Here is a 24336-nt window from a genome sequence, read left to right as displayed (position 1 = left end):
GCTGGAGCGGCGTCTTCTTCCGCTCGAAGCGTAAGAGGCTGGCCGCCGTTTGGGCCGGCGTCCTGGCCGCAAGCTCCGGGGACCTCGTGCGCCGCGCCTGGAAGTTCGCACCCGAGCGCGGTGCGTTGCTCGCACCCTATGCGGCATGGACGGGCTTTGCCACCGTGCTCAGTGCGGAGATTGCGCGGCTTAATCGGAAGCGCTAGGGATTCGCTAAAATTTCTAACGTGGCAGATTTTCAATTTCACCAGCAAATCGCAGTATTTGGTCAAGCCGGAAGCGGAAAGACCGTTCTACTTTCGTCTCTCTACGGACACCTGAATGAGCAAAGTGTTGTGGACTCGAACGGCTACCGCTTCTTGGCGCAAGAATCGACCGATGGAAATCGTCTCCTTCAGCGCTACTACGGCATGAAGGAGAAGAATGTAGCTCCTGCAGCCGATAAATTTGTGTCTTCGAAGTACGACTTCAAGTTGATGCCGATTTCGGAACCGTTGGGTGAGCGAAGCAAACGCCCACGCATCCACATCACTTGGCGTGACTACCCAGGTGAGTGGTTTGAATCGAAGCCCTCGAGCGAAATGGAAAAGGAAGATAGGTCAGCAACTTTCCGTGAGCTCGTCAAATCTGATGTGGCTTTGGTCCTAGTTGATGGCCAAAAGCTTGTGGACTATGAAGGCGATGAAGCTCGCTACCTGAAGTCGCTATTCACCACTTTGCGCAATATGCTGCTTACGGTTCGTGAAGAGATTCTCGATGGTCACGAGCAGCTTGAGCAATTCCCTCGCATTTGGGTTATTGCGCTGTCGAAGGCTGACTTGCTCCCTGAGATGACAGCGCATGATCTCCAAAAAATGATCATTTTGCATGCAGCAGATGAGCTGAACGGGTTGCGCCAGGTCCTCGCTGACTTGGTAGAGGGCGATAAGGCTCTTTCTGTTGGTGAGGACTACGCAGTACTTTCTTCTGCGGAGTTCGCCCACGGCGAAATCGACGTCGAGCAGCAAAAGGGCTTGGAGGCAATCCTCCCGCTGGCCACCATCTTTCCGATTGAGCGCTACCAACGTTGGGCAAAACTACGAATCCTTCCAGCCGCTCTCTTGGATGAAAAGTTGGCTAAGGCAGGCATTAGCCTCATTATGACTCTTGCCTCCGGCTTTAACGCACAGAGCTTCGCTCCGAACCTCCTTAAAAAGTTGCCTAGAAGGTTGGCAGGTAAGTGGGGCAAGGTTCAGTTGATTGAGCGAATTATCCAAGAGCTTGCTGGTCTAGCTGTGCCAATGCTTGAAGAAAAACGCCAAAAGGCACTGGAGAATCACAACTTCTACGAGATGCTTCTATCCGATTTCGTTCTAAAGATTCGGCAGTCCATTGAAGACGGTTTCCTTAAGAGGTCGCCTCAATGGGGATAATTTGGGCGACTAGGGGAAAGAACTGGGGAAACTGCTTTCTCATGGATGGCGGTTTCCAGGACCCATTGCCGGAGTATCTTTCGGCTTTTTCTGGGCTGGAAAACTCTCGCGAGGTGTTCCAGAAGATGGGAGACCGCGTCATTATGAGGTTCGAAGACCCGGAAGGCCGACGCGATTGTTCCGGCCGCCCAATCGAGCATGATTTCGTCATTGATGGCCCAGAGCTGGAAGCGAAGTCTACGTTGGAAGAAGCACGCGACTTCGTTTGGCCGTTGGTAGCTGGCCAGTATGAAAAATGCTGGGCGGCGGACTCCGTCTAGCTAAGGCGCTGGGCGATACGCACTCTGCTGGCGAACCTACAAAACAAAGTGCGGCCCCTAACTGCGGCAAAGTGAACCGCATTGTGAATGAATTTGAAACTACCCCGCGGCGGCAGTGATTTACTGCGCCGCGGGGTGGCTATCTGAAGAAGAGGAAGTACTTTCGTACTTTGCCTGACTTTCTGCCGCTTTAGCGGTCGGCGGTCAGGGTGATGCCGTTGGTCTCGGCGGTCTGCTGCAGTGCAGCGAGAGCCTTGGCGTCCTTTTGCAGGTCGTAGGTTTCAGCGAAGCCGACATGGACATGAGTGGAATCGATGACGTTCAGCTCGAACAGCTTGTGGCCGGCTTCTTGCTCCAGCTGTGCAGCCTCGTGCTTCAAGGCGTTGATGCCGGTTGGCAGGTTCTCCTTGTTGGAGTCGGTGTTGCCGCCGAGGAGATCGGAGAAGTCCGGGCGGTTGCCGCCGAGCAGGGAGCTGCCGAGCTGCAGGAGGGCAGCAGGGTCGGCAGAGGACAGCTGGTTCAGCGGGGTGTCCGCGGTGATACCGGAGTCGGTTTCGCCGTTGGTGGTAGCACCGGTGTTGGTGGTTGCGGCGCCGTCGGCAGCCGGGGCGGTTGCGGCGGTGTCGGTGGTGGTGGCGTCGGCAGCCGGGGTTCCGGCTGTGGTCTCAGCGGCGGTGGCGTTGGCGGCACCGGCGATTACAACTGCTGGAAGTGCGGCGGCAATGGTTGCGCGGCGCAGGGCGTTCATGGAACTCATAGGATAAATCCTTTCTATCGTTGCGGTCTTTCGGACCACGGGTTATGTTAGGAAGCGTTTCTGTGGCGAAGCTGGCTTCTAGCTGTCGGCTTATTGCAAAGCAGACTCGATTGCTTTCAGGGATTCCTTGATGTGTGGGATGGTGCCTGCCACATGCGAGCCGGCGTCGTTCGGGATGAAGGTGACGTCGCCGCCGCGCTCAGACCACTCCTTGGCCAGCTGCTCAGCAGTGGAGAAAGGAATCACATCGTCGCCGCGGCCGTGGGTGATGACCACCGGGATGGACGGAGCGTCGTAGCCAATGTGCTGGTCGGCCAGGATCTTGTCGTAAGGTGCCTCAGCGATGAACTCGTCGACGTTCTTGCCATCGATGCTGACGTCTTCAATCTTCTTGCCCGCGAAGCTGGTCAGACCCAGGGTGCAGGAGTTGGTGGCGTTCTGCAGGACGGTCTTGCCCTCCTCATTGAGGTGGGAGTACAGGTCCACGTCGTAGGAGTTGCTAAGGCCCAGCAGGGCGAAGGACTCGAAGAGGAAGTAAAGCGTGCCGTCGAGAGCCGGCGGCAGCAAGGTCAGATCCGCAGGAGCGGCGCCGACGGTGGCGAGCTTGACGTTGAGCTCTGGGGCGTAGTCGTCGTAAAGCTCAGCGGCAGCAGCGGCGGCGCCACCACCCTGCGAGTAACCGTTGATGATGACCGGGTTATCGGCGTTGATATCCCAGCCTTCTAGCTGGCGGGCAGCGCGGGCGCTATCGAGCACGGCGTGTGCCTGCGAGACACGGTCCATGTAGGTATGCATGCCCGGGGTGCCCAGACCCTCGTAATCGGTGACCACGACTGCGTAGCCCTTCTTCAGGTACTGCTCAAAGAAGAACTGCTCGTAGTCACCCACGCCGTCGGCAATCTTGCGCGAAGGTGCGCAGCGGTCGGCCACACCCTGGGTGCCCGGTGCGAAGGCGATGAGCGGGCGCGGACCGTTGCCGGTCCACTCCGCCTTCGGCTCAATCACGATGCCGCTGACCGGAATCTTCTCACCCTTGCGGTTGGTGGAGGAGTATAGGATGCGCTGTGCCTTGTACGGGCCCACGTTGGTAATGCCCAGCGTGTTGGCGGGATTGCGCACGGCATCGGAGCGGAAGAGCTGGCCTGGCTCAGAGCCTTCGAGCTCGACTGGGTCGTGGTAGAAGGCCTTGTACTCGTCGCCGACCTTGTTATCGGAGGGGGCTGCGGCGTCGGTGCTTGGCGCGGCGTCGTCAAGCTCCTTGGCGTCGGTTGCGATGTCGGAGGCCTCAGCCGGGCTCTCGTCAGCGACTGGATCTTCGAGGGCCTTTTCAATGAGGGCGCTTTCAGGCAGCTCGGTGTTCGGAGCATCGGCAGCGACGGCGGCGGGGCAGATGCTGAAGGTCAGGCAAGCAGAAGCAAGCAGTGGCAGGTAGGTGCGCAGTGATTTTTGCACGGTAACGTCCTTTCTAGAGATCGGAGGAGTCTTAGTGTTTGTCTGGCTACGCCGTTAGGGGGCGGGGAGAGCGCTGCGCGGTGGAGCTGACACCGATTATTATTGGTTTAATTTTGCTAACTAACAATGGGGAAATGAATTTAATCCGTTTGTACAGGCCCGTATAGGGGTGTACACCGTTAGCATTACGTTTCCGGGCGGGCGTGCTTGAATGGAATCATGATTGATGCGCGCGATAGTCAGGCCCTCGATGTGGCCAAGCTGTACTACAACTCGCACCTATCCCAAGCGGAGGTAGCGCAGTGTCTGGGTATTTCGCGCCCTACCGTCTCCAAGCTTTTGCAGCATGCGCACGACCAGGGCTTCGTGGTCATCAGCATCAACGATCCTCGCGAACGCTCCGATGAGCTGGTGCGTGAGCTAAAGGAGCACTTCGCGCTTGCCGACGCCCGCGTGGTCACCACCCCACGCGGCGGCAACCTCATGCAGGACCTAGGCGCAGCTGGCGCCGCGCTGCTCGAAGAGCTCGTCCACGACGGCTCCAGCGTCGGCGTGTCCTGGGGCCAGACCATGTCCGCCGTGGCAGAGCACCTGCGCCAGCTGCCGCTCGAGGGGGTAAAGGTGGTGCAGCTCAAGGGCGGGCACTCGCACACGCAGCGCTCCACCAAGGACTTCGCCACCCTCCAGGGCTTTGCGCGCGCCTTCAATGCGGAGACCTTTATGCTGCCGCTGCCTGTCATTTTCGATTCGGCCGAGGCGAAGCAATGGGTGGAAAAGGATCGCCATATTGCCCACATCGTGGAGATGGGCTCCCAGGTCGACGTCGCGGTGTTCACGGTGGGCGCGGCCGCGCGCGAGTCTTTGGCGCTGAACCTGGGCTATCTCAGTGGGGAGGAAACGCAGCTCATCTTGGAGCGCGCGGTAGGCGATGTCTGCTCCCGCTTCTTTGACGCTGAAGGCCGCGTCGCTGTGCCCGAGGTGGACGCGCGAACGGTGAGCATTACTTTCGACGCCCTGGCGGCGCGGCCGGCACGCGTCCTCGTTGCCGGAGGGGCGGAAAAGGCCGACGCCATCCGGGTGGTACTCGAGCAAGGATTGGCCACGCATTTGGTCATCGATCACAACACGGCGCAGCGCGTTCTAGCAGGGGAGTGAGCCGTATCATAAAGGTGAACAAATGTAAATAGCATCATTGACATTTGTGTTGGCTGCGGTAGTGTAATGCCTGAAAGTCATTGTCCTTCCGATAGGAGTTCACCGTGTCTGAAGCCGCACACGCAAACGAATTTTCCACCGAAATCGCCACCCCGCACATCAACCCCAAGGGCGCGGAAATCGCAGAGACCATCTTGCTGCCAGGTGACCCACTGCGTGCAAAGTTCATCGCCGATACCTTCTTGGAAGACGTCGTCCAGTTCAACGAGGTCCGCAACATTCTCGGATTCACTGGCACCTACCAGGGCCACCGCGTCTCCGTCATGGGCACCGGCATGGGCATGCCTTCCATCGGCATCTACTCCTGGGAGCTAATCCACAACTACGGCGTGAAGAACCTGATCCGCGTCGGCTCCATCGGCGCACTGCAGGAGGACATCGACCTGCACGATGTCATCGTCGCCTCCGCCGCTTCCACCGACTCCAACTTCCTGAGCCAGTACAACCTGCCGGGCCAGTACTCTCCGACGGCTTCGTGGAAGCTGCTCAAGGCACTCGTCGATGAGGCAGAAAAGCAGAATGCCCACATCCACGTCGGCAATGTCTTGAGCTCCGATGTCTTCTACAACTTCGACCAGGCCGTCAATGACCGCTGGGCACACATGGGCGTGCTCGGCGTCGAGATGGAATCCGCTGCGCTTTATGCCACCGCTGCCGAGGCAGGCGTGAACGCCCTCGGTCTGTTCACCGTCTCTGACAACATCGCTGCCGATACCCACCTTTCGGCTGAGGAACGCCAGACCGCATTCCACACCATGATGAAGCTCGCACTGCCACTGGCAGGCCTGGACTAGGAAGGATGGCTTAAAAAGCCATGTCAAAAGCTACAAACGCTAAGCCATCGGGCGTCGTAAAGCGCGGCGTCGATGCAGCCCTCAACCCCAAGGCAGCCGTACCGGTGCTGCTATTCTGCTTCGTCTTCTCCCTCGTGGTGGATAATGGTTTCAAGACCATGACCATGCCGATTGCGCAAGGCTTGGGCATTGATGACAACACTGCCTCGCTGCAGGCATCCCTTGCTGGCGTCATCATCGGCATCGGCGCCGTGGTCTACGCGGCGCTGGCGGACTCCGTGTCCATCCGCAAGCTCATGATCACCGGTGTGCTCCTCGTGGCTGTCGGCTCGGTTATTGGTTTCGTGGGCTCGGGCTCTTGGCCCATCGTGCTGGCCGCCCGCCTGATTCAGACCACCGGCCTAGCCGCCGCGGAAACCCTGTACGTCATCTACGTGACCAAGCACCTATCTGAAGCAGACCAAAAGACCTACCTCGGCTTTTCCACCGCCGCCTTCCAAGCCGGCCTGCTGATTGGCGCGCTGACCTCCGGCTTTATCTCCACCTACATCTCGTGGACCGCGATGTTCCTCGTGCCGCTCATCCTGGTGCTGTGCATTCCTGCCATCCACAAGATGGTGCCCGAGGACGAAGCAGTGGAGTCAAGCCTGGACGTGCTCGGCCTTATCCTGGTTGGCTTCTTTGCCACCGCGCTGACCATGTTCATGCAGGCGTTCGACTGGAAGTGGCTCATCCTGGCCGTCGTGGCAGTGATTGGATTTACGCTGCACATCCGATCCGCTAAGGCGCCCGTGGTGCGCCCGGAATTCTTCACCAACGGCCGCTACGTGTGGGCAATTACCCTGGTGTTCTTCATCTACTCCACGCAGCTGGGCTACATCTTCCTGTTGCCATTTGCGGCCAACGAGCTGCACGGCATGAGCATTGACCGCGCCAGCCTACTGATGATTCCGGGCTACATCTGCGCCATCTTGGTCGGTGTCTTCTCCGGCAAGATCGGCAAAGTCCTGAACTCCCGCCAGACCATCTACACCGCACTGGTCATGATCGTCGGCTCCCTGGCCGTAGCCGCTCTCTTCGTACAGGAGCACGTCGCCGTGCTGGCCGTGACCATCGTGACCTTCGCATCTGGCTTCGCGCTGATGTATGCACCGCTGGTCAACACTGCGCTGCAAAACATCCCGGCCGCGAAGTCCGGCATTGCCATCGGCTTCTACAACCTGACCATCAACATCGCCATCCCGCTCGGCATCGCGTACACCGCAAAACTCATTGACGTAAGCGATGGCTTCAACCTTGCCCTCGGCGTGCTGACCACCGTTGGCGCATGTGGCGCCGTCCTCTACGTCGTGGCCGACCGCATCATGGCCCGCAAGGCGCGAGATGTTTCTCGCGCGAAATCTGTAGATGCTTCCGAAACACTCGCTTAAAGGAGAAGAAATGTCATCCAACGTCGCATCCATGATCGACCACACCCTGCTCAAGCCGGAAGCCACCGCGCAGGACGTCGCCGCACTCATCGAGGAAGCCCAGCGCCTGGGCACCTACTCGGTGTGCATTTCCCCGTCCCAGCTGCCGGTCGAGGTTCCCGAGGGTCTACACGTGGCAACCGTGGTGGGCTTTCCCTCCGGCGCGGTCAAGCCGGAGATCAAGGCCGCCGAGGCAGGCCTTGCCGTGGACAATGGCGCCGAAGAAATCGACATGGTCATCAACATCGCGCTGGCCATTGAGGGCCGCTTCGACGCACTCGAGGAAGAGATCCGCACCGTGCGCAGCGCCTGCCAGGGCAAGGTCTTGAAGGTCATCATCGAGTCCGCCGCGCTTTCCGACGACGCGATTGTCGCCGCCTGCCGCGCCGCCGAGGCTGCCAGCGCTGACTTCGTCAAGACCTCCACCGGCTTCCACCCAGCCGGCGGCGCCAGCGTTCACGCAGTAAAGCTCATGGCAGATACCGTGGGCGGCCGTCTCGGCGTGAAGGCCTCCGGCGGCATCCGTACTGGCGCGGACGCGCAGGCGATGATCGACGCCGGCGCCACCCGCCTCGGCCTGTCTTCCTCCGCCGCGGTGCTGGCGGACCTAGAAAACTAGTGGCTTAGAAGCTGAATCGAGGAAACAATGTCACTTGTTGAATACGCTCGCACGTGGGCCGAACACGACCCAGACCCGTTAACCCGTGACGAGGTCTTGGGCTGGATTGAAGCTGGCGACGAAGCCGCGCTGTCCGGCGCCTTCGCCGGCCCGCTGGCCTTCGGCACCGCCGGACTGCGCGCCGCCGTTGGGGCAGGCGAGTCCCGCATGAACCGTGCCGTGGTCATCCGCACCACCTATGGTTTGGTTTCGTGGCTAAAACAGCAGGTTGAAAACCCAGTCGTGGTCATCGGCTGCGATGCCCGCTACGGCTCGGCCGATTTCTACCAGGATGCTGCGGAGGTTATCTCCGCTGCCGGTGGCCGTGCCCTGGTGCTGCCCAAGCAGAACCCCACGCCGTTGACCGCCTATAGCGTGCGCGAGCTCGGCGCCGACGCCGGCATCATGGTCACCGCCTCCCACAACCCTCCAGCCGATAACGGCTACAAGGTTTACCTGGGCGGCCGCGTGGCCACCGGTGACGCCAACGGCGTGCAGCTTGTCTCCCCGGCGGACGCAGAGATCTCAGCGGCGATTGCTGCGGCGCCGTTTGCCAACGAAGTCCCGCGTTCCACAGACAACATCGAGGAAGTCGATACCCGCGCGCAATACCTCGAGCGCGCCGCCAAGCTGGTGGGGGAGTCCACCAGCGCCAAGATTGCGCTGACTGCCATGCACGGCGTGGGCGCAAAGCTGGGCACCGCGCTGCTCGAGAAGGTCGGCTTCGAGGTTTCCCTCGTGCCGGAACAGGCCGAGCCGGACCCGGATTTCCCAACCGTTTCCTTTCCCAACCCGGAAGAGCCCGGCGCTCTGGACCTGGGCAAGGCGCACGCGGAAAAGATCGGCGCAGACATCCTCATCGCATACGATCCGGATGCTGACCGTTGCGCGGCCGCCATTCCGACGCACGGTGCGCAAGGCGGCGTCGTCTGGCGTCAGCTCACCGGCGACGAAACCGGCGCCCTGCTGGGTGACTACCTGGCGCGCCGGGGCGTGGGCGGAACGTTTGCAAACTCGCTGGTTTCCTCGCGTCTGCTGGGCCGCATTGCCGCGCACTACGGCCTGCCGCATGAGGAAACGCTCACCGGTTTCAAGTGGATTGCCCGCACGCATGACTTGAGCTTTGGTTACGAGGAAGCCATCGGCTTCTGCCCCGACCCGCAGGCCGTGCGCGACAAAGACGGCGTTGCCACCTCGGTGGTTCTGGCCAGCCTGGCCTCGGAGTGCAAGGACGCAGGCATCACCCTGCAGGACCGCCTCGCGGAGATTTACTCCACCGTGGGCCGCCTGGCCACCGCTCCGCTGACCTTCCGTGTGGAAGACCTTTCGCTGATTACCCGCGGCATGGAAAAGATCACCTCGACCCCACCGACTCAACTGGCGGGCTCGGAGATTGCAAAGGCAGAGAAGTTTGCCCAAGGCATGAAGCTCTACACCGTGGACGATGACCGCGTCATCGTGCGCCCGTCTGGCACCGAGCCGAAGCTCAAGTGCTACTTGGAGTCCCCGGATCCGGCCCGCCTGGATGCCATTGCAGAGGATCTGCGGGTCTTCTTCGACATGTAGCTGCAAGTTCTTTGCCCTAGGCCGTGATGCCTGGAAGGAGATGGGGCGTAACGCTGAGTGCGTTACGCCCGCTTTTCGCGTCTGGTGCCATTAATTTTAAGAAATTTATGGGTTGTGACCTAACCGTTATCTAACCCTATAAGCTGGCTTTTAACGCCTAAATGAAGACATTTCACAGGTTTATGACAGGCGATGTTCACACATTGAGGTGGCGGAATCTCGCGACTTCCGTACTGTGGGTTTCGGCGCCGTAAAGAGAGCTAGCACAAACGCTTAGTTTTTCCAAACGGCCTGATAGTTGCCCATTTTTAAAGGAAGAGGAAATTATGACTAACCAGAATGCACGCGATATCAAGGACCTGTTCAACAAGACCGCATACGACGTAAACGGCGACAAGCTGGGTTCCGTCAAGGAAGTATTCGTTGATGACAACTCCGGTCAGCCAACCTTCGTTGAGGTTAGCCACGGTCTGTTTGGTATGAGCGAGTCCATCGTTCCGATGCGCGGCCACAAGTTCGCTGGCGAAGACGACCTCATCCTCGCATTCGACAAGGAGCGCATCAAGGATGCTCCAAGCGTTGACACCGACAAGGCTCTTAGCGCAAACGACCAGAACGAAATCTTCCGCCACTACGGCGTTGACACCATGAAGGACGAGCAGGCCTACACCGGTGGCCGCCACGACGTTTCCGATAAGAACAAGGCTGGCCTGGCTGCTGGCGCTGGTGCAGGTGCAGGCGTTGGCGCTGCTGCTGGTGCAGAGCACGCTGCTGGTGCAGAGCACAAGGAGCACGCTCACAAGGACCACGTTGCTGGCACCGAGGCTGCAGACCACACCAAGAACGCTGGCCACACCCACGCTGACGTTGATGGCCGCGATTCCCTGGTTCGTTCCGAGGAGCAGCTGGACGTTAACAAGGAGCGCGTCGAGACCGGTGAGGTTCGCCTGCGCAAGTATGTCGTAACCGAGACCGAGAACGTTGAGGTTCCGGTTACCCGCGAAGAGGTTCGCGTCGAGCGCACCCCAATCTCCGAGGAAGAGGCTGCTTCCTTGCGCGGCAAGAATAACCTGACCGATGACGAAGCATCCGTCACCCTCCACGAGGAGCGCGTCCGCGTTGAGAAGGACACCGTTCCGGTTGAGAAGGTTGAGCTGAACAAGAAGCAAGTTACCGACACCGAGCGCGTCTCCGAGGATCTGCGCAAGGAGCGCATCGAGACCGAGGGTGTAGACGGCAAGACCACCAAGTAAAAACTTGGATAGTACTAGGTAGCTAGTACCTAGTACAGACACCTCCTAAATAGGCCGCTGGCAGTATTGCCGGCGGCCTATTTGTCTTTATGTCTTTCTCGCTTCCTCCCGCGTTCGGAAAAGACTAGGAACTTCCCTGCCGTAGGGCGCCTCTGCCCATAGACTGGAATCATGAATGTTGAGGTGGATCCGCTGATTGAGGCGCTGTACTACTGGTCCGACGTCAGCGGCGTGTTATTGATGGGGATCATCGGTGGCACGCTTGCTCGCCAGCGCGGCTATGACATTGTGGGCTTTTTCTTTATCGCGATGTTCTCAGCCTTGGGCGGCGGCATGATCCGTGACGTCCTCATCAACCGCGGCACTGTCGCTGCCATGTCGCAGCCGGAATACCTCTACCTTGCTTTCGCCGGCGCGCTGATTGCACGATTCTTCTACTTCAAAGGCAGAACCTGGGACTATATTCAATCTCACGGGGATGCCATAGTCTCCGCGCTGTGGGCAGCCACCGGTACCGTGAAGGCGCTGACCTATGGCCTGCCGCTTATCCCATGCGTGATGATGGGCGTGTTTACCGCAACGGGCGGTTCCATGATCCGTGACATCAGTATGGGCCGCGAGCCAGCCGTCTTCGGCGATAATCAGCCCACGGTGATCCCCGCGGTGGCCTGTGCCGCAGTGGTGCTCGTGGCCGATTCCTTCGACCACCTGGCCACCGGCATGCTGGTGGGGCCGGTCGTTTCCTTCATCCTGACCTTGTTCGGCATCTGGGCCGGCTGGCGCATTCCTGCCCGCCAGGAATGGGCGCCGCTGAACGATACTGCGGCGCAGGTCATGCTGCTCGCGCGTAAGGCCGAGAACAAAGGCCGGGCAGTGGGGCGTCGCCTAGAGCCCACCAAGGTGCGCAGCTGGCGGCACCAACAGATGGAAAAAGCCCTGCAGCGCCGCATCGAAAAGCAAGTGCAAAATGGTCGCCTCCGTGCGGCCGCCACCAGCGATGCCACCGAGCTGCTTGAGTCCTTCACCGACACCATGGAGCAGCTCCACGGCGAGGCCATCCCAGCCACCGACTCCGATTCTGCCGCGAAGAATGAGGAAGCTCTAAGCCAAGAATCCAAGGGCATCCTGCAGGAAATCGGCGTGGACTTAAGCGGCGATTCCTATGAGGACTATGACGAGGATGAACCGCTGCTCGATCCAGAAATGCTCAAGGAGCAGCGTGAGAACCTAGACATCGTGCTCTCGGATGAAAAGCTGACCGATGAGTTGGTGGAGCACTTAGTCCAGCGCTATAAGAAGCAGAATTAAAAAGTCGATACTTAAGTGTAAAAACTCACCTTTTCTTCTGCTTTAGCTGGGCAATCATATAAGCTTATGCGGTGGAATCATTCAGGACTTTCCGAGGCGATTCCTTATATAAGTGGAAAGGGGGAAAACGTCATGTTAAAGCGCGTATTAAGCGTTAGCGCAGCCGCCACCCTGGTATTGGCATTATCGGCGTGTGTTCCCCCAGACCAGACCCCGGATATCTCGGGCGTTGACTTCATCACCACTGACGGCGCGGAGCCGCAGAACCCGCTGCTGCCAGCGGATATCAACGATGTGCCGGCCGCGACCATCGTTAATCTCATCTACTCCGGCTTGGTCTACCTCAACGAGGAAGGCGAGGCGGAATACGACGTTGCTCAGAAGATTACCCAGACCTCGCCTACTGAATACGACGTCGTCTTGCGTGAGGATGCGAAGTTCTCCGACGGCTCTTCAGTTCGTGCGCGTGACTTCGTGGATTCCTGGAACGCAGCTGTTCAAAACAACATGCTTTCCTCCTACTTCTTCAAGCCGATTCTGGGATTTGGGGAGGGCGAGCCCACCATGCGTGGTCTTAAGGTAACAGGCGATAGAACCTTCCACATTGAGCTGGCCGAGCCTACCGCGAACTTCGTGAAACGCCTGGGCCATTCGGTCTTTTTCCCCATGCATCCTTCAGCCGAGAAGGGCTATGACGCATATGGCATGAACCCCATCGGCAACGGTCCGTACCGCCTGGCGCGCTGGGATAGGGATGAAAAGATCAACCTTATCCCAAACGCGGAGTATGTCGGCCCGCGAAAGTCCCGTAACGAGGGGCTGGAGTTTCGCTTTTATGAGACCGAAGAGGAATCCTATGCTGCCCTGCAGCGCGGCGAGCTGGACTTGGTCACGGATGTGCCGATCACGCATATCCACCGCTTTGAGGAGGAACTGGACGGGCGAAGCTTCAACGAGACTTCCGCCATGTTCAGCTTCATCACCATCCCGGCCAATGACCCGATGTTCCGCGGAGAGGCCGGCGCTTTGCGACGCCGCGCCATCTCCATGTCCTTCGATCGCACCCGCATCGCGCACGAAGTCTTGGACGATACTGTCACTCCGGTTACATGTTTTGCCACCCAAAAATATTGCCCTGAGATGGGGATGATTCCGGGTCAGGAAGTGCTGGTTTATAACCCAGAAAAGGCACGCGAACTGTGGGCAAAGGCTGATGCCATCTCGCCGTGGACGGGGCCATTTCTTCTGGGATATAACGCGGATGGCGGGCATGCGGAATGGGTCGATGCGGTAACTAAACAGGTTTCAGAGACACTTGGTATCGAGGCTTATGGCCGTGCTTTCTCGACCTTTAAGAAGTACCGGCAAGCCGTAACGGACCGTCAGATGCGCGGTTCCTTCCGTTCCAGCTGGCAGGCTGCGTACCCCTCGGAGGTCAACTTTCTGGAGCCGGTCTTCGCAACTCGATAAAAAGGTCCAAGAGCAAAAACTGCTTGCAGCGCAGTCCATCCTTTTGCATGACCTGCCGGCGCTGCCGCTGTGGGAATCCAACGTGGTTGGCGGCTATGACACCGATATCGCGCGTCCACATTTCAGCTGGAAGGGAAAGCCGTTTTACTTTGAGCTGACTCGCGACAAAGGCTAACAGCGCATTTTTAGCTTTTAGCCGGTTGTCGTTGCGGAATCCTGGCTAATCTAAAAATATGAACCTCGTTGGCTACTTCTTTTATCGGATGTGGCAGGTCGGAATCGACCATGTCCTACCGCTTGTCGCGTTGTTGCTGCTGGGCATGTTGGTGCCGCGGCTGGGTCGGCTGGCCATCCGCGTCCTGGAATCGCGGCTCGAGGAAGGCGAAGAGTCCACGAAGGCGCGCCTGGCCTTGGGCGGAGCTTTGGTCTACGTATTGCAGGCGGTGGCATATTTCTTGCTCGTGCTGGCCGCACTCTCGAACGTGGGCGTGCCGGCGCTGGGCGCGGCAATCCCGGCGACGGTGGTTTCTGCCGCCCTTGGTTTTGGTGCACAGAAGATAATCGGGGACTTCCTCGCGGGCTTTTTCATCCTTTCGGAAAAGCAATTCGGCGTCGGTGACTACGTGAGCTTTGAGGGCACAACGGGCGTGGAAGGAACCGTGGTGGCGCTGACCCTGCGCACCACGAAGGTACGTACGCCCACGGGCGAGGTGGTCATGGTTCCCAATGGCTCGGCGGGCGTTATCACCAACTTCTCGCAGGATTGGTCCCGCGCTGTAGTGGACCTTTCGGTGCCGCTCCACGAGGGCGAGACCCTTGAGGAAATCACTTCCCAGGTGCGTACGATTTCCCAGCAGGCCATCAAGGATCCGGCCATTGCTGGCGACGTCGCCGGCGAGCTCGAGATCCTTTCTGCCACCGGCATCGTGGAACCAACTGTTGCGGGTCAGCCTTGGCAGGTTAAATACCGCGTGCTCGTGCAGGTCAACCCTTCGCGGCAGTGGGCGGTTGAGCGCGCAATCCGCTCCGCGCTGCTCTCGGCGTTTTGGGATCACTACAACCTACCCAGCAACGCGACCGGCGTATTTCCTGCAGGTCCTTCCAGCTCCGTGGAAAAGCCCGGTATCGAGCGCACCCCTGAAACCGCGGCGGAAAAGGGGCTGGGCGCGGCAGTGGCGGCGTCGGCAAGCACAGATGGCGTCGCAGCGCGCGCTAGCGCCCACAACGCAGACAATGATGACACCGCCCTGGAGGAAGTTGCCAAAGCCAAGGACCATGGCCCCGGCAAGCCCGCGAGTGCGGATGTGGAAAAGGAAGAAAAGCCGGCCACCGGCATCTGGCGTGCGGATACCCCAAGCAGCAAGTTCCAGTACGTGTGGACTGCCGGTGGGCGCGTTCGTTCTTCTACCACCACGCTGCTGGCGGCACTTGCGATTACCGGACTGCTCATCTTTGCCTCCTGGAATCCGGAGGACGCCGGCACCGGTTGGCTAAACCCTGCCTACTGGTCACAGCGCGACGCCGCCACCTCGGAAGCGCCCGCCCCAGTCGCGCCGGGGGAGGAGGCCGACTCCTCGGCGGAGACCCCGCCTGCCCCGGGGACCACCACCCCGACCGAGGCCGCGGAGCCAACCACAAGCGCGGAAAGCTCTGCCGATTACGGCTCCAGTGAGGATGGCTCTAGTGAGGACGGCTCTCGGGCGGACTCGCGCTCGGGCTCCTCGGGCGCTGACTCCGACGCCGCCACCACCGTACCTGCTGAAACCGCAACGCAGAGCGCGGTGCCTAGCGCGGAGCCCACTGCGGCAGAAGAAAGCGCCGCCGCTGGGAGAAGCGACGGCGCTTGAGCGATAGGGAGGATAGGGCAATAAGTGGAGGGGAATAGGGGGAGATTCCCAACGGCGCCCGCGCGCCGCGTAATGGATATCGAAACGCGCAGGGAAATGTTAACAAGCAACCAGATTGGGGGTAACCGGGGCTAAATTCCTTAGTTAAAGCCCTTATTTGAAGCCCTGCCCCTTGCGCCACGTCATCGTGAGGCTATCGCGCACTGGCGAGCCGGGAGTCAAGATGTCATCCACGCGCAACCAATGCATCTCCGCTTCCTCGCGACGCACGGTGACGAAGGAATAACCGTGGTTATCCAGGTCCACGTGCTTGCAGTGTGGGTTGGCGCTGCGCAGGATGTGCTCGGCGGCGTCGGAAAGCGCGTTATTTTGCGGAAGCTTCAACTGCTCGTTGATGTTCGGTGCCGTAACCGAAGCGCACACCAGCTCCGCGCCGATGATGTTGCCTTGGTGGGTGATGTTGTGTGCCCACTCGGTGTGGATATCGCCGGTGACGAAGAGCGCCTGGGAGCCCTTGGCGGCCAGTGCCTCGATGACGCGGCGTCGCTCAGCGCTGTAGCCATCCCACTGATCACCGTTGACGGGGATGCCCGTGATGTTGGAAGAAAGCGCCGAAGATACCTTTTCGGTCTGCGGATCCTGCTGCAGCGTAATCAGGTTCAGCGGGGAAAACATCACGGAATTGCCCAGCATATTCCACGCGGTCTGCGAGGTTTCCAGCTTGCCGAGCAGCCATTCATATTGCTCGGAGCCCAGCATCGTGCGGTCCTCCTTCGCAAAGCCCGCCGGGTCCCAGGAAAGCTCCTTGTCGCGGTAGGTACGCAGATCCATCATGGTCAGCTCCACCAAATCACCGAAGGTTAGTGAACGGTAGATGTGGCCATCTTGCGAAGGATTCGTCATGCGTACCGGCATCCATTCGAAGTAGGCCTGCATCGCGCCGGCGCGCCGGGAATTCCAGTCGCCCTCGGTTGCCGGATCGTGGTTCTCGGCGCCGCCGGCCCAGGAGTTATTGGCTGTTTCGTGGTCATCCCACACCACAATCCAAGGCAGTGCGCCGTGGGCTGCCTGCAACTCTGGGTCTGTGCGGTAGCGGCCGAAGCGCACGCGGTAATCCTGCAGCGAAACAATCTCGTGCGCCGGGTGATGGTGGCGCACCGGTCCAAAACCCGAGTACTCGCCGACGCCGTATTCATAGATGTAATCGCCCAAGAAAATCATGTAATCCAGCTGGCCGGCGCGCGCCCGCTTGGCGATGTCCGTATAAGCACTGAAAAAGCCCGACTCCCAGTTAGCGCAGGAGCCCACACCAAAGGTTAGCTGCTCCGGGGAAGCGTTCGCCGCTGGGGCGGTCTTCGTGCGTCCGACCGGGCTTGCCTTGCCCGCGTGCTCGCCGTCGGTGACGCGAAAGCGGAAGAAGTACGTGGTTTCGGGGTTAAGCCCGTGCGGGTCCACGTTGACGGTATGGTCGCGCTCGGCTGTGGCTACCACGCTGCCACGCTTGACGACGTCGCGCATCTCCTCATCCGTCGCCACCTCCCACTCGAGCGTGACGTCGGGGCCCACGCCGGAGCCCGGCATTGCCTCAGGGGAGGCGGTAACGCGGGTCCACAGGATGACGGAATCCGGAATCGGATCGCCGGAGGCCACGCCGTGCAGGAACGGTAGCTCGCCCTTTGGCGGCTCGATGAGCTGGCGTTTGTTGCCGGGAAGTGAGCTCTGCGCGTTGGCCGGGCTAAGCCCGCCCGCGGTCAGCGCTGCGGCGGAGGCGACGCTGCTGGTTTGGAGGAAGCGGCGGCGGTTAAAACCGCGGCGGGCAGGCGCATCATTCTGAGAGTTGTTTCGCGGAAAAATATTCATGTTCCCCAAATATTCTCCGGTTTGGAAAGCTCGCAACTCGGGGAGAAAGATTTATTTTTGCCTTTACTTGCGGTTTACGTAGCGTTTTTCTGGCCTTTCAGAAGGGTGGGGCTGGGTACGCTGGAATGCATGAGTGAGTTCTCCAAAATTTCCGAATGGCCGGCTGACAATATCGCTGGGGCACTGCTGCATCGCGGCGAAATCGTTGAGTCGGTGGGCGCGCTGGACAGGGCCTTCTCCGTCGCATCGGTGACCAAACCGGTGGTGGCCTATGGCGTTGCCATGGCCGTGGAGGAAGGCGCGGTGGACCTCGATATGCCCGCCGGACCGGAAGGCTCGACTTTGCGGCACCTGCTGGCGCATGCTTCGGGCGTGAAGTTTGATTCCCGCGAGCAGCAAAAGCCGGTGGGCGAGCGGCGCATCTACTCCTCAGCCGGCTACGAGTGGGCGGCAGAGGTGGTGGAAGAGGCTGCGGAGATGCCTTTTCCGGAGTATCTGCGCGAGGGTGTGTTTGCTCCGCTGGGGATGGGCTCGACGCGCCTTGAGGGCTCTGCCGGCCACGGTTTGGTGACCACGGTCAGTGACCTTGCGGCCTTTACCGCCGAAGTCTATTCGCCGCAGCTGTTGCACCCAGGCACTGTGGCCGAGATGCGCCGCGTGCAATTTCCTGGCCTGCGTGGAATTGTGCCGGGCTATGGAAGTTTCAAGGATTGCACCTGGGGCTTGGGCTTTGAGATCCACGGCGAGAAACAGCAGTGGATGGGCGCGCTGCCTTGCAGCGCTGTAGGCCACTTCGGTATGTCCGGAACCTACCTGTGGCTGGCGGGGGATTGGGCCATGGTGGCTCTGACGGATCGCGATTTTGGCGACTGGGCCAAGCCTTTGTGGGCGGAGGCGAACACAGCGATTTGGAAGGAGTGTCAGGTGCGATAGGCGTTACTAGTGGGGTTTCTGAAAACCTTTGTTAACTACTGTTCCTCGTGTGAATTTTCAACCTTTGGTTGAGGTTTATCAAACGGGGGTTGAAGTGGTTGTTTAGGGTTGATGGGGCTCATGTGACGCGGGAGAATCGGCCCCAACGCGCAGACAGTTCGTTGGGGAAGACGAAGCTCGTCTGGCAGCACTTGGAGGCCACCCCTTTTTAGGCGGCCTGCGAAGCGCTGCTTTAAACATGTCGAAGGAGAATCGGCGTGAATACTCGCGTTCACGAAGCCGTCGCCACTACAACGGCACCCAGCGCCTGGCCGCACCGCAATGCCGGTCAGGTGCACACCGCCGTGCTCACCATTGCGGGAATGCCCCGCAAACTGCGCCCGGCAGTAGAGCGTGCCATGGCACGCTGCATCACCACTGAGTCAGAGTTCATCGTCCCCGGCGACGATCCACTCACCGCCCAGTGGTGCACACGGTGGTACCGGGACATGCCCGGTGACGCCGAACTTGTGCGCGCCGTCGTACCGGCACGCGTGGGTATCGGCTGCCGCCAAGTCATCACCGGCACGCAAAAAGAGCTCGCCGCCCTCGAAAGGGAAGTCGAGCTCTTATCAACCGAGCACGCATTCAGCGCGCGCGTTGACGTTACAATCTAGCCCTAGCTCCGAAGAACTAGTCCTCGGGGAAGGGGCTAGTGACGCGATCAGCCAAATCTGCCACCGAATCCAGCACCTGGTTCGGGCGGAATGGATAGCGCTGGATTTCGCGATCGTCGCTAATGCCAGTGCGCACCAAGATGGTCCGCAGGCCGGCCTCCAAGCCGGACTTCACATCGGTGTCCATGCGGTCACCAATCATGACCGTGTTCTCGGAATGCGCGCCGATGTTATTGAGCGCCGAGCGCATCATGACCGGGTTTGGTTTGCCCACGTAATAAGGCTCGCGGTTGGTTGCCGCGGTAATCAGTGCCGCGACCGCACCCGTTGCCGGCAACACGCCCTGCGGCGCTGGGCCCGTGACATCAGGGTTGGTGGCAATAAAGCGCGCGCCGCTGCGGATGAGATTAATGGCGGTGGTAATAGCCTCGAAGGAGTAGGTGCGCGTTTCGCCCAGGACCACGAAGTCTGGGTCGTTGTCGGTGAGTACCCAACCTGCTTCATGGAGGGCCGTCGTCAAGCCGGATTCGCCCACCACATAAGCCTTGCCCTCGCCCGTCTGGGTGGTCAAAAATGCTGCGGTGGCGGTGGCGGAAGTCCAGATGCGCTCGGCCGGAATCTTCAAGCCCGTGTTGTGCAGGCGCGCGGACAAATCGCGCGGGGTGGACATCGAGTTATTCGTCAGCACCATGAACTCGATGTCATTGTCATAGAGCGCCTGGATGAACTTATCGGCACCGGGCACCATCTCGCCCTCTTTGATGAGGACGCCGTCCATATCGGATAGGTAAGAAATCAAAGCTAAACCTCCATATGCTTATCTAGGTATTCGGTCAGTTGGCCGACGGTGTGGATGTCTTTCATTGCGGCCTCGTCAAAGCGCACCTTGAAGCGTTCCTCGGCGCGCACAGCCAGCTCGATGCGCTCGAGCGAATCCACGCCCAAGTCCTCGAGGGCGGCCTCACGCTCTACGCCCTCCGCGCTGCCAGTGACTTTCTTGATGAGCTCAGCCACCGCGCCGAAAGTGTCTTGGCGCTTATCCTCCTTTTCAGGGGCTTGGTTGAAGCGAGCTTGCAGTTGCGCGGAAAGGTCGTTTGCCATGCGTCCTAGTCTAATAGGGTCATATAGGTAGGTGCGGCTATTATGGGAAGGTCATGATTTATAGGGCTCGAGCAAAGACGATTGCGCACAGTTGGGCGCGCCGTTTGCGGCCGACGCGTCGCAACGAACAGCACCTCATGTACGAGTCCTTGCACAATCACACGGACGAGCCTGGGCTGACTGGAATCGATTCCTTGGGCACCGTGCGCAACGATGGCCTGGACATCGCGTGGTACGAGGTCGGCCCGCAGGACTCGGACATCACTGTGGTGTTCATCCACGGCTACTGCCTGTCCGCGGAGGCCTACTACAGTCAGGTGGACTACATGCGCCGGCATTTCCCGGAGGCACGCTGCCTGCTTGTCGACATCCGCGGCCACGGCCTTTCCCCCGAAGTCACCCCCGCGCAGTGCACGGTGGACGCCGCGGCTGACGACGTCCTCGCTGTCCTTTCCAAGCGCGCCTCCCGTGGCAAGCTCGTGGTCGTGGGGCACTCTTTGGGCGGAATGGTGGCGCTCAATGTGATTCGCCGCGCGCCGGACGAGGTGTACCAGCGCGTTGACTCGGCGCTGTTGATTGCGACGTCGATGCGCCGCTTTGCGGCGAAGGGTGTGGCGCAGATTCTCGAGTCGAAGGCGCTGGGCAGTTTGTATAACGCGTGCATGCGGCTGCCGAGGCGGATGGACCGCATCCGCTTTGAGGTCGCGCAGTGGGTTGCGCCGCTGTTTGCTGCTTTGCTGGCGGGTTTTCCGCAGATGGAGAAGCTGCAGTTCCACGTGGCCATGCTGATGGACACGCCGCTGTCCAGTTACACGGGCTTCTTTGACGACCTTCTCGACCACTCCGAGTATGCTGCCGCCGACCGTCTGGCCCGCCTGCGAGGCGAGGTCATCGTGGGTTCAGCCGACATCGTAACCCCGCGCAGCCAGTCGGACGTCATCTTGGAACACTGGCCGGCCGCCCGGCTGACTGAGGTGGACGGCGCAGGCCACATGGTCATCCTCGAGGAGCCCGAGGCCATCTCGGAGGCGCTTGGCCGACTCTTGGTTCCGTTGGTGGACTAGCGTTGCCGCGGCCGCCGGCCCTTTGCCGGCCCTCTACCGACCACCGCGCGCCTCCGCTTGTTTCCCAGAACCCCCGTAGGTTTGGTCCCATTCGTTTGGTCCCATTCGTTTGGTCCGTTTGTGGGGTAAAGGGACCACTAGCGGCTTCTGTCCGGAACCGGTTACTCGTAAAACTACCCTTAGTAGGGGACCCAACCAATGGGACCAGTTGGCCGGTCGGCCAGCGAGTTCGTTGTACGACAAGCCTGCGCCCTTCTGCGCCCTTCTGTGCCCCGGCCGCGCCGCAAAACGAGAAGACCGCCCCTTGGCGCCCTGCTAGGAGGGCAACCGAAGAGCGGCCTAAACCGTCCTAGAGCGAGTTATTACTCCTCGTCAGAGGAGGTGGACTCGGTGGCGGTCGGGTCATCGAGCTTCAGCTTCTTCGCTGCTTCCTCGACGACGGAACGTTCCACCTTGCCCTCGCGTGCCAAGCCCTCGAGGACTGCCACGACGATGGACTCGGCATCGATGTTGAAGAAGCGACGAGCGCCCTCGCGGGTGTCGGAGAAGCCGAAGCCGTCTGCGCCCAGAGCGATGTAGGTGCCCGGAACGTAAGGGCGAATCTGCTCCTGCAGGTCGGTGGTGAAGTCAGAAACACCAACGAACGGACCATCAAAGCCCTTGAGCTGCGTGGTGGCGAATGCCTCGGTCGGCTCGACGCCCTTCTGCAGCGCCTCCTTGTTGCGGCGCGCGCCGTCGCGAGCCAGCTCAACCCAGGAGGTGACAGAGAACAGGGAAGCCTTGACGTCGTAGTCCTTGGCCAGGATGTCCTGTGCGCGCAGCGCCTCGTGCACGCCCACACCGGAAGCCAGGATGTTGGCCGGGATGGAGCCGGACTCAGCGGTGTTGTAGTGGTAGATGCCCTTGTGCAGGCCCTCGATGTCGAGGTCCTCCGGCTCAGCTGGCTGGGAGACCGGCTCGTTGTACACGGTCAGGTAGTACATGACTGCCTCGGAGTCTTCGCCGTACATGCGGTTGATGCCGCGGTGGATCAGGTGAGCCACCTCGTAGCCGAATGCTGGGTCGTAGGAAATAACAGCCGGGTTGGTGGAAGCCAGAACCGGGGAGTGACCATCCATGTGCTGCAGACCCTCACCGGTCAGGGTGGTGCGGCCTGCGGTAGCGCCGATGATGAAGCCGCGGCCCAGCTGGTCGCCGGCTGCCCAGAAAGAGTCGCCGGTGCGCTGGAAACCGAACATCGAGTAGAAGATGTACAGCGGGATCATGGCCTCACCATGGGTGGCGTACGAGGTTGCAGCCGCGGTGAAGGACGCAGTAGCGCCTGCCTCGGAAATGCCCTCGTGCATGATCTGGCCGTCGGTAGCCTCGCGGTAGGAGAGCATGAGCTCGTTGTCCACTGGCACGTAGTTCTGGCCGCGTGGATTCCAGATCTTCATGGTTGGGAACCAGGAGTCCATACCGAAGGTACGAGCCTCGTCCGGGATGATCGGAACGATGCGCTTGCCCAGCTCCTTATCACGCATGAGCTCCTTGAAGGTACGCACAAGCGCCATGGTGGTAGCAACGTTCTGCTTGCCCGAGCCCTTACGCACGGAGCGCAGCTTCTCGATGCCCGGAGTGACCAGCGGGGTGAACTTGTCACGGCGCTCCGGCAAGAAGCCGCCGAGTTCTTTACGACGCTCCAGCATGTACTTGATTTCCGGTGCGTCCTCGCCTGGGTGGTAGTACGGCGGTGCGTAAGGATCCTGCTCGAGAACTTCGTCGGAGATCGGGATTTCCTGCTTGTCGCGGAAGAGCTTCAGATCCTCCAGAGTCAGCTTCTTCATCTGGTGGGTTGCGTTGCGGCCCTCGAAGTTGTGGCCCAGGCCGTAGCCCTTAATGGTGTGGGCCAGGATGACGGTCGGCTTGCCAGTGCCCTTGTTGGACAGTGCCTTCGCGTAAGCAGCGTAGATCTTGCGGTAGTCGTGGCCACCGCGGCGCAGGGCCCAGACCTCGTCATCGGAAAGATCCTCAACCAGCTTGAGGGTGCGCTCGTCGCGGCCGAAGAAGTGCTCGCGGACATACGCGCCGTCGTTTGCCTTGAAGGTCTGGTAGTCACCATCCGAGGTGGTGTTCATGATGTTGACCAGGGCGCCTTCTTTATCGGCGTCGAGAAGCTTGTCCCAACCGCGGCCCCAGATGACCTTGATGACGTTCCAGCCAGCGCCGCGGAAGAAGGACTCCAGCTCCTGGATGATCTGGGTATTGCCGCGGACCGGGCCGTCGAGACGCTGCAGGTTGCAGTTGATGACGAAGGTGAGGTTATCGAGCTCGTAGAGCGCGGCGGTCTGCAGGAGGCCGCGGGACTCTGGCTCGTCCATCTCACCGTCACCCAGGAAGGCCCAGACGTGCTGATCGGAGGTGTCCTTGATGCCGCGGGTCTCCAGGTACTTGTTAAAGCGTGCCTGGTAGATAGCGTTCATCGGGCCGATGCCCATGGAAACGGTTGGGAACTCCCAGAAGTCAGGCATCAGACGCGGGTGCGGGTAGGAAGGCAGACCCTTGCCTTCGCCGCGGGAAACTTCCTGGCGGAATCCGTCGAGGTCTTCTTCGCTGAGGCGGCCTTCCATGAACGCGCGGGCGTACATGCCCGGGGAAGCGTGACCCTGAAAGAAGATCTGGTCACCGCCGGAAGGATCGTCCTTGCCTTTGAAGAAGTGGTTCAGGCCGACCTCGTAAAGCGGGGCCGCGCCCGCGTAGGTGGAAATGTGGCCGCCGACGCCGATGCCTGGGCGCTGCGCGCGGTGCACCATGATTGCTGCGTTCCAACGGATCCAGCGGCGGTAGCGCTTCTCCAGCTCTTCGTCACCTGGGAACTCCGGCTCCATGTTGGTCGGGATGGTGTTGACGAAGTCAGTGGAGGTCAGGGCGGGCATCGGAACGCGCTTGGCGGTCGCACGCTCGAGCAGGCGGAGCATGAGGAAGCGGGCGCGTTCTGGATCGGCGTGATCCAGCAGGCCGTCGAGGGATTCCATCCACTCGCGGGTTTCCTCGGGATCGCTGTCGTGCAGGTAAGAAGCAACTCCGTCGCGGACGATCGGGAAGTTGGACTCATCCTTTACGGCGTCCTGGTCGGCCATTTAAACCTCCTAGATTGGTTTTACACAGTTTGCATCCCAGGATACGCGTACCCTGATCATCTGTGTGTGTGAAGGGGGTTAA

21 protein-coding genes are annotated in these 24336 nt (G+C 60.3%); 15 read left to right on the top strand and 6 right to left on the bottom strand.

What is annotated here, in order from left to right:
- From HMPREF2888_RS08405 to HMPREF2888_RS08395, 3 genes are all read left to right on the top strand, one after another.
- The coding region (locus HMPREF2888_RS08405; protein WP_141744848.1) for a tryptophan-rich sensory protein at positions 1–206 on the top strand (206 nt) is incomplete at its 5' end.
- A 21-nt stretch (positions 207–227) separates the two neighbouring features.
- The gene (locus HMPREF2888_RS08400) at positions 228–1412 is read left to right on the top strand and encodes a TRAFAC clade GTPase domain-containing protein (protein WP_061923839.1); all 1185 of its coding nucleotides are present in this window, start codon (positions 228–230) and stop codon (positions 1410–1412) included.
- 41 nt (positions 1413–1453) lie between these two features.
- The gene (locus tag HMPREF2888_RS08395; protein WP_235591067.1) at positions 1454–1732 is read left to right on the top strand and encodes a hypothetical protein; all 279 of its coding nucleotides are present in this window, start codon (positions 1454–1456) and stop codon (positions 1730–1732) included.
- A 190-nt stretch (positions 1733–1922) separates the two neighbouring features.
- Here HMPREF2888_RS08395 and HMPREF2888_RS12765 read toward each other — a convergent pair whose 3' ends face one another.
- Both HMPREF2888_RS12765 and HMPREF2888_RS08385 read right to left on the bottom strand, forming a co-directional pair.
- Positions 1923–2489, bottom strand: coding sequence for a hypothetical protein (locus HMPREF2888_RS12765; RefSeq protein ID WP_061923833.1), 567 nt, complete (start codon positions 2487–2489; stop codon positions 1923–1925).
- A 90-nt stretch (positions 2490–2579) separates the two neighbouring features.
- On the bottom strand, positions 2580–3941 hold the full coding sequence (locus HMPREF2888_RS08385; RefSeq protein WP_061923830.1) for a lipase family protein: 1362 nt from the start codon (positions 3939–3941) through the stop codon (positions 2580–2582).
- Between the two features lie 219 nt (positions 3942–4160).
- Between HMPREF2888_RS08385 and HMPREF2888_RS08380 the strand changes: the two genes are divergently transcribed.
- The 9 genes from HMPREF2888_RS08380 to HMPREF2888_RS08340 all read left to right on the top strand — a co-directional run bounded on the left by HMPREF2888_RS08380 (position 4161) and on the right by HMPREF2888_RS08340 (position 15521).
- Positions 4161–5096, top strand: a complete 936-nt coding sequence (locus tag HMPREF2888_RS08380; RefSeq protein WP_061923827.1) for a sugar-binding transcriptional regulator — start codon at positions 4161–4163, stop codon at positions 5094–5096.
- A 104-nt stretch (positions 5097–5200) separates the two neighbouring features.
- Positions 5201–5950, top strand: coding sequence for a purine-nucleoside phosphorylase (deoD, locus tag HMPREF2888_RS08375; RefSeq protein ID WP_061923823.1), 750 nt, complete (start codon positions 5201–5203; stop codon positions 5948–5950).
- A 20-nt stretch (positions 5951–5970) separates the two neighbouring features.
- Entirely contained in the window at positions 5971–7380 is a 1410-nt protein-coding gene (locus HMPREF2888_RS08370) for an MFS transporter (RefSeq protein WP_061923820.1), read from the top strand.
- 10 nt (positions 7381–7390) lie between these two features.
- Entirely contained in the window at positions 7391–8038 is a 648-nt protein-coding gene (gene deoC, locus HMPREF2888_RS08365; protein WP_061923817.1) for a deoxyribose-phosphate aldolase, read from the top strand.
- Positions 8039–8065: 27 nt separating this feature from the next.
- Entirely contained in the window at positions 8066–9643 is a 1578-nt protein-coding gene (locus HMPREF2888_RS08360) for a phospho-sugar mutase (protein WP_061923814.1), read from the top strand.
- A gap of 326 nt (positions 9644–9969) precedes the next feature.
- Positions 9970–10896, top strand: a complete 927-nt coding sequence (locus HMPREF2888_RS08355; RefSeq protein WP_061923810.1) for a PRC and DUF2382 domain-containing protein — start codon at positions 9970–9972, stop codon at positions 10894–10896.
- Positions 10897–11067: 171 nt separating this feature from the next.
- Positions 11068–12204, top strand: coding sequence for a trimeric intracellular cation channel family protein (locus tag HMPREF2888_RS08350; protein WP_061923808.1), 1137 nt, complete (start codon positions 11068–11070; stop codon positions 12202–12204).
- A 132-nt stretch (positions 12205–12336) separates the two neighbouring features.
- Entirely contained in the window at positions 12337–13674 is a 1338-nt protein-coding gene (locus HMPREF2888_RS08345) for a peptide ABC transporter substrate-binding protein (protein ID WP_168163260.1), read from the top strand.
- Between the two features lie 233 nt (positions 13675–13907).
- Positions 13908–15521 (top strand): mechanosensitive ion channel family protein, encoded by a 1614-nt coding sequence (locus HMPREF2888_RS08340; RefSeq protein WP_061923805.1) that lies wholly within the window; start codon positions 13908–13910, stop codon positions 15519–15521.
- A 153-nt stretch (positions 15522–15674) separates the two neighbouring features.
- On the opposite strand, the gene HMPREF2888_RS08335 is transcribed toward HMPREF2888_RS08340, so the two are convergent.
- The gene (locus HMPREF2888_RS08335) at positions 15675–17381 is read right to left on the bottom strand and encodes an alkaline phosphatase D family protein (RefSeq protein WP_061923802.1); all 1707 of its coding nucleotides are present in this window, start codon (positions 17379–17381) and stop codon (positions 15675–15677) included.
- A 129-nt stretch (positions 17382–17510) separates the two neighbouring features.
- Between HMPREF2888_RS08335 and HMPREF2888_RS08330 the strand changes: the two genes are divergently transcribed.
- Positions 17511–18314, top strand: a complete 804-nt coding sequence (locus tag HMPREF2888_RS08330; RefSeq protein WP_061923799.1) for a serine hydrolase domain-containing protein — start codon at positions 17511–17513, stop codon at positions 18312–18314.
- Between the two features lie 257 nt (positions 18315–18571).
- Positions 18572–18970 carry a hypothetical protein gene (locus tag HMPREF2888_RS08325; protein WP_061923795.1) on the top strand — a complete coding sequence of 133 codons (399 nt, stop codon included), beginning with the start codon at positions 18572–18574 and terminating at the stop codon, positions 18968–18970.
- A 16-nt stretch (positions 18971–18986) separates the two neighbouring features.
- Here HMPREF2888_RS08325 and HMPREF2888_RS08320 read toward each other — a convergent pair whose 3' ends face one another.
- Both HMPREF2888_RS08320 and HMPREF2888_RS08315 read right to left on the bottom strand, forming a co-directional pair.
- Complete coding sequence (locus tag HMPREF2888_RS08320) at positions 18987–19769, bottom strand: HAD-IIA family hydrolase (RefSeq protein ID WP_061923793.1); 783 nt, start codon at positions 19767–19769, stop codon at positions 18987–18989.
- A gap of 2 nt (positions 19770–19771) precedes the next feature.
- Positions 19772–20071, bottom strand: a complete 300-nt coding sequence (locus tag HMPREF2888_RS08315; protein WP_061923789.1) for an acyl carrier protein — start codon at positions 20069–20071, stop codon at positions 19772–19774.
- A 53-nt stretch (positions 20072–20124) separates the two neighbouring features.
- On the opposite strand from HMPREF2888_RS08315, the gene HMPREF2888_RS08310 reads away from it, so the two are divergent.
- Positions 20125–21135, top strand: a complete 1011-nt coding sequence (locus tag HMPREF2888_RS08310; protein WP_061923786.1) for an alpha/beta fold hydrolase — start codon at positions 20125–20127, stop codon at positions 21133–21135.
- A 362-nt stretch (positions 21136–21497) separates the two neighbouring features.
- Here HMPREF2888_RS08310 and aceE read toward each other — a convergent pair whose 3' ends face one another.
- Positions 21498–24254, bottom strand: coding sequence for a pyruvate dehydrogenase (acetyl-transferring), homodimeric type (aceE, locus tag HMPREF2888_RS08305; protein WP_061923784.1), 2757 nt, complete (start codon positions 24252–24254; stop codon positions 21498–21500).
- Positions 24255–24336 lie beyond the last annotated feature (82 nt).

Origin of the sequence: Corynebacterium sp. HMSC077D03 (genome assembly GCF_001808545.1) — a bacterium.
Lineage (GTDB): Bacteria > Actinomycetota > Actinomycetes > Mycobacteriales > Mycobacteriaceae > Corynebacterium > Corynebacterium simulans.
Note: the sequence above shows the minus strand (reverse complement) of the source record. Positions and strands in the feature narration are given on the sequence as shown.

Bases quoted from the DNA above. Each gene is read 5' to 3' on its own strand.
- HMPREF2888_RS08310 (WP_061923786.1), top strand. From the start codon at position 20,125: ATGATTTATAGGGCTCGAGCAAAGACGATTGCGCACAGTTGGGCGCGC.
- HMPREF2888_RS08370 (WP_061923820.1), top strand. From the start codon at position 5,971: ATGTCAAAAGCTACAAACGCTAAGCCATCGGGCGTCGTAAAGCGCGGC.
- aceE (WP_061923784.1), bottom strand. From the start codon at position 24,254: ATGGCCGACCAGGACGCCGTAAAGGATGAGTCCAACTTCCCGATCGTC.
- HMPREF2888_RS08330 (WP_061923799.1), top strand. From the start codon at position 17,511: ATGAGTGAGTTCTCCAAAATTTCCGAATGGCCGGCTGACAATATCGCT.
- HMPREF2888_RS08380 (WP_061923827.1), top strand. From the start codon at position 4,161: ATGATTGATGCGCGCGATAGTCAGGCCCTCGATGTGGCCAAGCTGTAC.
- HMPREF2888_RS08395 (WP_235591067.1), top strand. From the start codon at position 1,454: ATGGATGGCGGTTTCCAGGACCCATTGCCGGAGTATCTTTCGGCTTTT.
- deoC (WP_061923817.1), top strand. From the start codon at position 7,391: ATGTCATCCAACGTCGCATCCATGATCGACCACACCCTGCTCAAGCCG.
- HMPREF2888_RS12765 (WP_061923833.1), bottom strand. From the start codon at position 2,489: ATGAGTTCCATGAACGCCCTGCGCCGCGCAACCATTGCCGCCGCACTT.
- HMPREF2888_RS08335 (WP_061923802.1), bottom strand. From the start codon at position 17,381: ATGAATATTTTTCCGCGAAACAACTCTCAGAATGATGCGCCTGCCCGC.
- HMPREF2888_RS08345 (WP_168163260.1), top strand. From the start codon at position 12,337: ATGTTAAAGCGCGTATTAAGCGTTAGCGCAGCCGCCACCCTGGTATTG.
- HMPREF2888_RS08340 (WP_061923805.1), top strand. From the start codon at position 13,908: ATGAACCTCGTTGGCTACTTCTTTTATCGGATGTGGCAGGTCGGAATC.
- HMPREF2888_RS08350 (WP_061923808.1), top strand. From the start codon at position 11,068: ATGAATGTTGAGGTGGATCCGCTGATTGAGGCGCTGTACTACTGGTCC.
- HMPREF2888_RS08360 (WP_061923814.1), top strand. From the start codon at position 8,066: ATGTCACTTGTTGAATACGCTCGCACGTGGGCCGAACACGACCCAGAC.
- HMPREF2888_RS08315 (WP_061923789.1), bottom strand. From the start codon at position 20,071: ATGGCAAACGACCTTTCCGCGCAACTGCAAGCTCGCTTCAACCAAGCC.
- HMPREF2888_RS08355 (WP_061923810.1), top strand. From the start codon at position 9,970: ATGACTAACCAGAATGCACGCGATATCAAGGACCTGTTCAACAAGACC.